The 9,994-nt window shown below is 66.4% G+C and carries 10 protein-coding genes and 1 pseudogene; 6 read left to right on the top strand and 5 right to left on the bottom strand.

The annotated features are described in order from the left end of the window. A partial coding sequence (locus tag VGD20_RS01210; protein WP_331132705.1) for an adenosine kinase occupies positions 1-494 on the bottom strand: 494 nt, incomplete at its 3' end. 311 nt (positions 495-805) lie between these two features. Here VGD20_RS01210 and VGD20_RS01205 point away from each other — a divergent pair. After that, positions 806-1,489 (top strand): EI24 domain-containing protein, encoded by a 684-nt coding sequence (locus VGD20_RS01205; RefSeq protein WP_331132704.1) that lies wholly within the window; start codon positions 806-808, stop codon positions 1,487-1,489. Continuing rightward, on the top strand, positions 1,486-1,866 hold the full coding sequence (locus VGD20_RS01200; RefSeq protein ID WP_331132703.1) for a hypothetical protein: 381 nt from the start codon (positions 1,486-1,488) through the stop codon (positions 1,864-1,866). Before VGD20_RS01205 ends, VGD20_RS01200 begins: the two co-directional genes overlap by 4 nt. Positions 1,867-1,873: 7 nt before the next feature. Here the strand turns inward: VGD20_RS01200 and queG are convergent, their stop codons facing one another. Continuing rightward, complete coding sequence (queG, locus tag VGD20_RS01195) at positions 1,874-2,938, bottom strand: tRNA epoxyqueuosine(34) reductase QueG (protein ID WP_331132702.1); 1,065 nt, start codon at positions 2,936-2,938, stop codon at positions 1,874-1,876. Positions 2,939-3,004: 66 nt separating this feature from the next. Between queG and VGD20_RS01190 the strand changes: the two genes are divergently transcribed. From VGD20_RS01190 to msrB, 4 genes are all read left to right on the top strand, one after another. Then, positions 3,005-3,958, top strand: a complete 954-nt coding sequence (locus tag VGD20_RS01190; RefSeq protein ID WP_331132701.1) for an ABC transporter ATP-binding protein — start codon at positions 3,005-3,007, stop codon at positions 3,956-3,958. Then, on the top strand, positions 3,955-5,244 hold the full coding sequence (locus VGD20_RS01185; RefSeq protein WP_331132700.1) for an ABC transporter permease: 1,290 nt from the start codon (positions 3,955-3,957) through the stop codon (positions 5,242-5,244). Before VGD20_RS01190 ends, VGD20_RS01185 begins: the two co-directional genes overlap by 4 nt. A gap of 89 nt (positions 5,245-5,333) precedes the next feature. After that, positions 5,334-6,569, top strand: a complete 1,236-nt coding sequence (locus tag VGD20_RS01180; RefSeq protein WP_331132699.1) for a cytochrome P450 — start codon at positions 5,334-5,336, stop codon at positions 6,567-6,569. Between the two features lie 106 nt (positions 6,570-6,675). Beyond that, a complete protein-coding gene (msrB, locus tag VGD20_RS01175; protein ID WP_414714524.1) occupies positions 6,676-7,098 on the top strand; it encodes a peptide-methionine (R)-S-oxide reductase MsrB in 423 nt (140 codons plus the stop codon). Here msrB and VGD20_RS01170 read toward each other — a convergent pair whose 3' ends face one another. From VGD20_RS01170 to VGD20_RS01160, 3 genes and pseudogenes are all read right to left on the bottom strand, one after another. Continuing rightward, positions 7,099-8,898 (bottom strand): hypothetical protein, encoded by a 1,800-nt coding sequence (locus tag VGD20_RS01170; RefSeq protein WP_331132697.1) that lies wholly within the window; start codon positions 8,896-8,898, stop codon positions 7,099-7,101. Between the two features lie 35 nt (positions 8,899-8,933). Beyond that, positions 8,934-9,386 (bottom strand): GtrA family protein, encoded by a 453-nt coding sequence (locus tag VGD20_RS01165; protein ID WP_331132696.1) that lies wholly within the window; start codon positions 9,384-9,386, stop codon positions 8,934-8,936. 4 nt (positions 9,387-9,390) lie between these two features. Continuing rightward, positions 9,391-9,994 (bottom strand): annotated as a pseudogene (locus VGD20_RS01160) (FAD-dependent oxidoreductase); the annotation flags it as partial.

The following is a 9,994-nucleotide window of genomic DNA, read 5'->3' as shown; positions in this document are numbered from 1 at the left end:
GGATCCCACAGATAACCTTCGAGATAGAGGATTTTCGCATCGGCGATCCACGCCTCGTCGATCATCGCCCGGTCGAGCAGGTGGCTCGCGCCGAGAAAGGTGTTCATCGTGCGCTGCCCGTCGGGGGTGACGAGGATCAGGCAGCGCGCGGTCGGCGCGCCTTCCTTGAGCGCCGGCGTCTCATAGGCGACGCCGAGCGCGCGCAGATCGTGCGTGAAGACATGCCCAAGCTGGTCATCGGCAACCTGGCCGATGAAGGCGCAGCGTTCGCCGAGCACCGCCATGCCCGCCAGCGTGTTCGCGGCGGAACCGCCCGAGACCTCGACCGCCGGGCCCATCGTGGCATACAGCCGCTCGGCCTCTTCGGCGTCGATCAGCCGCATCGATCCCTTGGTCAGGCCTTCGGCGACGATCAGCGCATCGTCGGCGCGGGCGAGAACGTCGACAATCGCATTGCCGATGGCAACGACGTCGAAACGGGCGGTGGATGCCATGAAAAATCCTGTGATGCGTGGGAAAAACTGCCGGGGGCCTTAGGCGGCGGGCGCCGCCAAGGCAAGCATAACGCTTGTGCCTCTCTCTTCGTCATGCCGGACCCGATCCGGCATCCATCTCCGCGGCGCGGCACGGACCCCGGATCAAGTCGGGATATATCCCATCGGAGCAAGTATGTGTTCCCCCGCGAAGGCGGGGGAACATCCTTTCCTTGTCGGAAGGGGATGATCGCCGATCAGGTCCGGGGTGATGAAGGAGGGCGGGATCGGTGCAGCTTGACGAACGGCTCGCATCCCACCATCCCCGGCGCATGGCCCGCGCCTTTCACGCTTTCCTCCTCGCGCTCAGGGACTTGCCCCATCCGCGCGTGCTGCGTGTGCTGGCGCAGAGTCTCGCACTCACGCTCCTGCTGCTCGCGGTATCGGGCACCGCGATCTTCTTCGCCGCGCGCTGGGGGCTGGCGCACTGGAAATGGCTGGGCGCCGCCGAACAGGACATGGCCGGAGTGCTGATCATCCTCGCGATCGTCGCCGGCAGCTGGCTGCTGTTCCGCGCCGTGGCGATCGTCGTCGTCGGCCTGTTCGCCGACGGCATCGTCGCCGATGTCGAAGGACGCCATTATCCCGGCGCCGCGGCAAAGGCGGTCGACGTCGGCTGGCGCCAGAACATCGGGCTTGCGCTCGCGTCGCTGGTCCGGCTGATCGGCGGCAACCTGCTCGCCCTGCCCGTCTATATCCTGCTGCTCGTCACCGGAATCGGCACGCCGATCTTCGCGCTGCTCGTCAACGCGCTGCTGCTCGGACGCGATCTCGAGGCGATGGTCCTCGCACGGCACCCCGGGCGGCCGAGGCTCGACCGCCCGGCGCGCTGGTCGATGGGCTTGCTGTCCGCCGCAAGCTTCGTGGTGCCTGTCGCCAATCTGTTGGCGCCGATTCTGGGCGCCGCTATGGCCGTGCACATGTTGCATCTGCGCGATGGGGACCAGAAAAGATGATCGAAAACCGCCGCCTGGCCGCCATCTGCGGCCTTGCCTTGACGCTCGGCGCCTGCGCTGGCCCCGCGATTCCGCGCGCGACACCGCCGAAAGCACCGCCCACCGCCGCGCCGATCACCCCGCCGCGCCCGACGCAGAACAACAGCCTGATCGGCCAGAGTGCCAACGCCGCGCTCGGGCAGTTCGGCAAGCCGCGGCTCGATGTCGCCGAAGGCACGGGCCGCAAGCTGCAATTCGCCGGCGCCGCCTGCATTCTCGATATCTATTATTATGCACCGCGGCAGGGCGCCGACCCGCTCGCGACGCATGTCGATGCGCGCACCCCCGAGGGGCGCGATGCCAATGTACCGAGTTGTATCGAGGCGCTGCGCCGCTAGGCTGACGTCATGGCGCCAGCTCGGCGAGCGCCCATCGCGCCGCATCGGCAACCATCGGCGATTCGTCGTCGGCCAGCCGACGAAGCACAGGCACGAACCGCGTATCACCACTGTTTCCTGCCGCGATCGCCGCATTGCGCACCATGCGTCCGCGCCCGATCCTTTTGATCGGCGATCCCGCAAACACCTGTCGGAATCCCGCATCGTCGAGCGCGAGCAAATCGGCGAGCGACGGCGCGACAAGCTCGGCGCGCGGCAGGAAGGCGCGGTGCGCGTGTGCGGTGTCGGCGAACTTGTTCCACGGACAGGCGGCGAGGCAGTCGTCGCAGCCATAGATGCGGTTGCCGATCCCGCGCCGGAGGTCGACCGGGATCGGGCCATTATGTTCGATCGTGAGGTAGGAAATGCACCGCCGCGCATCGAGCCGGTACGGCGCGGGGAAAGCCTGTGTCGGGCACGCATCCTGACATGCCGAACAGCTTCCGCACGTATCGCGGCCGGGCTTGCTGCTTTCGAGATCGAGCGTGGTGTAGATCGCGCCGAGGAACAGCCAGCTGCCATGGTCGCGGCTGACGAGGTTGGTGTGCTTGCCCTGCCAGCCGAGACCCGCCGCCGCCGACAGCGGCTTTTCCATCACCGGCGCGGTGTCGACGAACACCTTGACCTCGGCGTCTGTCACTTCGGCAACCAGCCAGCGCGCGACCGCCTTCAGCGCCTTTTTGACGACGTCATGATAGTCGCCGCCCTGCGCATAGACCGAAATCCGCCCCCGGTCGGGGTGGTCGGCAAGCGCGAGCGGGTCGTGCGCGGGGGCATAGCTCATGCCGAGTGCGATCACCGAGCGGACCTCGGGCCACAGCCCCTTGGGCGAGCCGCGCTCTGCCGCGCGGCTTTCCATCCAGATCATGTCGCCGTGCCGTCCCTCGGCGAGCCATTGGCCCAGCCGCGCTGCAGTCAACGGCGCAGCCCCGGCGTCGGCGATGCCGAACGCGACGAAACCATGCGCGCGCGCGACGGCTTCGAGACGGTCTTCGAGCGACGGCGTTTCAAGAGGCAAGGCTTCCGCAACCATTGGCGCTCTATACGCGAGCCGTCTCGCCGTGCCATAGTCTGGCAAGCGAAAGATCGGGGACCAGAGTTGAACGATTTCAGCGTCGAGGCGAATGGCCTCACCAAATATTTCGGCGATTACAAGGCGGTCGATCATGTCAGCCTCGCGGTGCCGGCGGGGAGCATCTACGGCGTGCTCGGTCCCAATGGCGCGGGAAAGACGACCAGCTTGCGGATGACGCTCGGGATCATCGACCCCGATGAGGGCAGCAGCCGCGTCTTTGGCGCGCGCCCGCAATCGGTGCGCCACCGTATCGGCTATCTTCCCGAGGAACGCGGGCTCTATCCGGGCATGAAAGCGCGCGAGGCGATTGCCTTTATGGGCGCGCTGCGCGGGCTCGAATGGGCCGAGGGCCGCCGCCGTGCCGCAAGCTTCATGACCGAGCTCGGGCTCGAACGCGTGATCGACGAAAAGATCCGCAAGATGTCGAAAGGCATGGCGCAGATGATCCAGCTGATCGGCTCGATCGTCCACGCTCCCGACCTCATCGTCCTCGACGAGCCCTTCTCGGGGCTCGACCCGGTCAATCAGGAGCGGCTAGAAATGCTGGTGCGGCGCGAGCGCGATCGCGGCGCGACGATCCTGTTTTCGACGCATGTCATGGCGCATGCCGAGCGGCTTTGCGACCGCATCGCGATCATCGCGCGCTCGCAGCGCCGGTTCGAGGGCACCGTCGACGAAGCGCGCGCGCTGCTGCCGATGCAGGTGCGCTATACGCCGCGCGAGCAGCAGGATCCCGCCACGGTGGCCGCGAACCTCCCCGCCGGCGCCGAGCTGCGCGGCGATGGCTGGCATTTCGCGATCGAGGATCGCGACGTCGAACCCCTGCTCGCGCGCATCACCGCGAGCGGCCTTGGCGTCACCGGACTGTCGATCAGCCGTCCCGCGCTCCACGACGCCTTTGTCCATATCGTCCGCCAGGTCGACGCGGGGTTCGACGCCGATGCCGCCGAGGACGCCGCGCAGGAGGCCAGCGCATGACCCCGTTCCTTCAAAGCATGTTTGTCGTTGCGCGGCGCGACTTTCTCGCGATCGTTGCGACGCCGACCTTCCTTCTCTTCCTGCTCGCGCCCCTGTTCATGGTCGGCATGGGGCTGGCGGGGGGCATGGGTGCGTCGCAACTCGCGGACAGCGCGCGCGGTGCCGGCCGTATCGTCGTCGTCGCCGATCCGGCGGACATCGCGGCGCTTCGCGCTGCCGACGCCCGGCTGCGCGAGGGCTTCGCCGGAAGCAATGCACCGCCGTCGCTGGCCTTCCGTATCGCCGGTGATGCGACGATCGATCCCGTTGCGATCACGAGCGAAAAGGGCTCCGACACCTATGCGGTGATGAGCGGCCCGCTCGAAAATCCGCGCATTGTCGAACGCAACGCCGACGGCAAGTCGGGACGCTATCTGGCGCTGCTCGCCGGACAGGTCCTGCGCGACCGCGCCGCCGGCGAGGTCGCCCCCGTCAAACCGCGCTTCGAGAGCATCCAGCGCGGCGGCGCCAGCATCGCCGTCCAGCAATCGCTGGGCTTCGGGGCGGTCTTTGTCATCTTCCTCCTCACCCTGCTCCTCGCAGGCCAGACGGTGAGCTCGCTCGCCGAGGAAAAGGGCAACAAGGTCATCGAAATCCTCGCCGCCGCGGTTCCGCTCGAAAGCGTCTTCCTCGGCAAGCTGCTCGGGTTTCTGGGGGTCGCGGTGCTGTTCATCGCTTTCTGGATCGCAATGGCGTTCGGCGGCGGCGTGATCGCCGCGCTGCTGGCCGATCCCGCGAGCCTTGCCGCTGCAGGCGGAACGAGCGAGGTGGCCACCGCGCTGGCATCGACGCCGGCGACCGGCTGGGCCTTTTTCCTCGGAATCGGCTTTATCTATTTCATCCTGTCGTTCCTGCTCCTCGGCGCGGTGTTCCTCGGCGTCGGCGCGCAGGCGGCGACGGTACGCGAAATCCAGATGCTCAGCCTGCCGATCACGATTTTCCAAGTCGGGATGTTCAGCCTGTCGGCCGCGGCTGCCAGTGCGCCCGGCAGCGGCCTCGCGCGCTTTGCGCAGATTTTTCCCTTCTCCTCGCCGCTTGCGATGGCGGCGCGCGCCGCGACCGACGACAGCAAGGCGGTCCACCTGCTAGCACTCGGCTGGCAAGCGATCTGGGTCGCGCTCGTCATCTTCCTGTCGGTGCGGCTGTTCCGTGCCGGCGTGCTGAGCAGCGGCAGCGGCTGGAAATTCTGGCGCCGCACCGCGACGAGCGCTGCGGCAACCGCGGCAACCGCCGCCGAGCCTCATTGACAAAGCTGTTAGCAGTGGCATTCTGCAACTGATTTCGCCGACGGCGGCAAACGTCGCGGCGATTCCCCTTGCCGAGGAGGAGGATACCGATGGCGACTGCAGCCAAACCCCAGACTGTTTCGCATGCTCACGACATGAGCCCCGCCGCCATCTATTCCGAAGATCGCTGGCAGGAGCCCTTTGCCGAGCTGCGCCGGCTGGGCGGTATCGTCAAATGCGAAGACAGTGCGCACGGCCCCTATTGGAATATCGCGAGTCATCAGGCGATCCAGCATGTCGAGGCGCTGCCCGACATTTACAGCTCTTCGTGGGAATATGGCGGGATCACGATTCTCGAACGCGACGAGGACGAGGATTTCCGCCTGCCGATGTTCATCGCGATGGACCGGCCGCAGCACACCGACCAGCGCCGCACCGTCGCCCCCGCCTTCACCCCCGCCGAGATGACGCGCCTCTCCGAAGACATCCGGAGTCGCACCGGCGAGGTGCTCGACGGCCTGCCGTGGGGAGAGGATTTCGACTGGGTCGACCGCGTGTCGATGGAATTGACGACGCAGATGCTCGCGCTGCTGTTCGATTTCCCGTGGGAGGATCGCCGCAAGCTCACCGAATGGTCCGACTGGATGGGCGATGTCGAACTCGCGCAGAAACCCGAGCTCAAGGAACAGCGCCGCGCGGTGCTCGAGGAGGCCTTCGTCTATTTCCAGCGCCTGTGGATGGAAAAGCTCGACCAGCCGCCGACCCCCGACCTGCTGTCGATGATGCTGCACAGCGAAGCGATGCGCAACATGGACAAGTACGAGTTCATCGGGAATCTCGTCCTCCTGATCGTTGGCGGCAACGATACGACGCGCAACACCATGTCGGGACTCGCCTATGGCCTCGACAAATTCCCCGAGCAGCGCGCGAAGCTCGAGGCCGACCCCTCGCTCATCCCCAATGCGGTGAGCGAGATCATCCGCTGGCAGACCCCGCTCGCGCACATGCGGCGCACTGCGCTTGAGGATGCCGAGCTGTTCGGGCACCAGATCCGGAAGGGCGACAAGCTGATTCTCTGGTACCTGTCGGCCAACCGCGACGAGAGCGTGTTCAGCGACGCCGACGACATCGACCTGGCCCGCGAAAACGCGCGGCGCCACCTGTCGTTCGGCTATGGCGTCCACCGCTGCGTCGGTGCGCGGCTCGCCGAGCTGCAGCTGCGCATCCTGCTCGAGGAAATGGCGGCGCGGCGGATGCGGGTGACCGTCACCGGCGAGCCCGAGCGCGTCCACGCCTGTTTCGTCCACGGATTCCGGTCGCTCCCGGTGCAAATCGGGAAATATTGACCCCCGCTTGTAACCATCCGGCGAAGGCGCACGTATCGGGACTATGATCGAACGTCGTTACATCCTCGGCGGACTTGCGCTCGGCGGCGCCGTGATCGGCGCACCGATGCTCTTTGCCAAATCGGCACGCCCGCAGGCCCAGGCCGGCTGGCAGCTGTCCGACGCCCAATGGAAGGCGCGCCTGTCGCCGCTGCAGTATCGCGTGCTGCGCGAAGCAGCGACCGAGCGCCCCTTCACCAGCCCGCTCGACAAGGAAAAGCGCGCCGGCACCTTCCAGTGCGCGGGCTGTGCGCTGCCCCTCTATTCGAGCCGGACCAAGTTCGACAGCGGCACCGGCTGGCCCAGCTTCTGGGCGCCGCTGAAGGGTGCGGTCGGCACCTCGACCGACCATGAACTCGGCTATGCGCGGACTGAAGTCCATTGCAAACGCTGCGGCGGCCATCTTGGCCATGTCTTCAACGACGGGCCGAAACCGACGGGCAAACGCTATTGCATGAACGGTGCGGCGCTGAGCTTCCGCCCCGCCTGACTACTCGGGTTTTACCCGCCAGACCGACAGGCCGTATTCGCGGCCGATCGCGACCGGTTCGAGCCACGCGGGCGGATTGCCGGCGTCGAGGCGCTGCGCGAGCGAATTTCTGCCCACGCTGCGATAATATCTGAAATCGTTGGCGGTCCGGCAAAAGACGATCAGCGTCGCCTTGCGACGGCGGACGACCGTTTCGGCCTGATCGGCAGTCCCGATAAAGGCGTTTATCGTATCGGCCATCGCCTTGTTGTTGCGATGATGCCCGGTCGCCACCAGCCGGTGATGCGTCCAGAACAGCATCGGCCCGCCAAGATCGAGCGGAACGAGGACGGTTTCCTGCGGCAGGGCGTTCAGAGCGCGCACCGCGTCGCGCTTGAGGCACATCTGATCGACTTCGTTCGCCGAGAGCACTATCTCGTCCACGGCCTTCAGCCGGGGAAAAGCCAGCTGTAACGCCTGTGCGGCCACGACTCCGGCCGTAAAAGGCAAGGTCATCACGGCGCCGGCGGTGGCAGCCATGCGCATCGGCGCCGATCCGATCGAGCGTGCGCGCGTCCAGGCCGAAAGCGTCAACCAGACGCATCCCGGAAGCGCAAAGACGTGTGCGGTTGCACTGGCCCGCATCACCAGCAGCGCCAATATCGTCGCGCCCGCCAATGCGACGAATATCACGGTCCATCGGCGCCTTTCCGCCGCATCGACATGCGCGCGCCACGCCATCGCCGATCCGGCCAGACCGAGGAGCGCGGGCACGATCATCGCCGCGGTTATCGTCGCGCCCGACAGCCATACGGGCCGGCCTTCCAATATATGGACGTACCAGAAGCGCACGACCACCGGATCGAGCGACGCAAACGGGCCACTTGCACATTGCGGCGCGACAAGCACGAGCGCACCGGCGGCGAGGAGGCCCGCGGCGGCCAGCATCGCGAGGCGGAGCGCCAGCGAACGCGGACTATTAAACCCGATCGCCGCAACCGGAAGAAAGGCAGCACCGAACGCGGCGATATAGGGCGGCGAAAGCGCATCGCACCAGCTGTCGACAAGACTCGCCGGACCGCGGGTGACGAACTGGACCAGCGCCGCGCCCATCGCGAGCGCACCCATCATTCCGATCAGCCGGTCGCGATCTTCGCGCCTGGCGTTGAGCGCCCAGCGAATCGCGGCAAGTGCAGCAAAGAGCGTCACGATCGGGAGTCCCTCGATCGACACCGCAAGCAGTGCGGCGCCGGCGAGACCCGCCAATATCCCGGACTGACGGCTCGCGGGCCGAATGGCCTGCGAGAGCATCAACGCTGCAAAGATGACCTGCCAGCCATGATGATCGACGTGCAGCGGCCGGAACTGTCCCATCAACGGCGCCGAAGCCGCGAGCAGGATCGGCGCGCCGATCGCGATTCGCCGGTCGGACAGACCCCGAAAAGCGAACGCGCAGATCAGGAACAGGATCGCCGCCGTCATCGCCGGCCAGAGGGCCATCATCACCTGTTCGGCCATCGGCTGACCGAACAGCGGGCGCAATATCAGCACGCCGAGCGCGATCGGCGCATCGACAATGCGCGACCAGTGCATCAACACGCCGCCGTCCGCCGGATTGACCCGGTATTGGTGGAGGTCCCACCAGCCCTGCCCCGCCAGCAGGTCGCGGACCTGCGCCATGCGCATCGCATCGTCGGGGTCCGAAAAATCGAGCGCGGCGATCGCCGGCCATTGCATCACCAACTGGATCGTGACCGCCATCGCCCATGCAAAGCAGGCGATCAAGAGCGGCGAGCGCGGCCGGCCGGCCGGCGGATCCACCCGGTTCCCGGCATCCCGGGCGCGCTCGGCATTGGTCATGCCGTGGCGGTCCGGAAAACGATATGGCGGCGCAGAAGATAAGTGGTCTGGAAGCTGACCACGATGGCTGCAAGCTTGGCAAGCCGCGGATCGAGTCCGAACGCACTGCCCGTCCCGACGATCGCCGTCGTGACCGCAAGGCCGACAAGCGCCGATCCGACGAACAGCATCTTTTGACGATGGCGCTCACCCGTTCCGCGCGCCGCGGCGCCGTCGGCGAACACCAGCCGGCTCGAAATCACCCAGTGAACGAGAATCCCCGCGCAATAGCCGACCGCCGACGCGCTCATCGGCGCGAGCCCGGCGTCGAGCAGCAGCAGGAACAGCCCGGCGTCGCTGCCGAGCGCCAGACCGCTGGCGAGCAGATAATTCAGCCAGCGAATTTCGCCGCGGCGGATCGCGCCAAGGAGCCTCACCGGGTGCAGCATCGCCAGCGTCCCCCCGCTCACGGCCTCAGGCAGCCTTCGACACGCGCGCGGGCACGTCGCGGACCGACGCCAATGCGGCCTGTTCGCCTTCGGTGCCGCTCTCATGATATTCGGCATCTTCGTTGACGCCCCAGATATCATAGATTTTTTCGCCGGCGACGATGTTGCGCACCGTCAGCATCGCGGTCATCATCGCATGGTCCTGATTGTTGTAACGGTGCATGCCGTTGCGCCCGACCATGTGCAGCGTCGGATAGCGCGCTTCGAGTTCGCTGCGCATCGTCTCGACATGCATGGCATAATCGTCGTCATAGACCGGGTAGGCCTTTTCCTGCCGCACCACCGCGCCGCCGACGACATCGTCGGGATTGCAAAGGCCGAGAATCGCCATTTCCTTCGTCGCGAGCGCGACCAGATCGTCGTCGCTCGACGCCCAGAGCCCGTCGCCCTCGAAGCAGAAATATTCGAGGCCGACGCACGCGATCGCCGGGTCGGGCACCATTTCGGGCGACCAGCTGCGGAAATTCTGCACCCGGCCGACCTGCACCTTGCTGTCGTGGATATAGATCCAGTTGTCGGGGAACAGGTCTTCCGAGCGGATCTTGAGCGCGACGGTCAGGAAGTCGCGA

It is taken from the genome of Sphingopyxis sp. (genome assembly GCF_036402335.1).
GTDB lineage: Bacteria > Pseudomonadota > Alphaproteobacteria > Sphingomonadales > Sphingomonadaceae > Sphingopyxis.
Note: the sequence above shows the minus strand (reverse complement) of the source record. Positions and strands in the feature narration are given on the sequence as shown.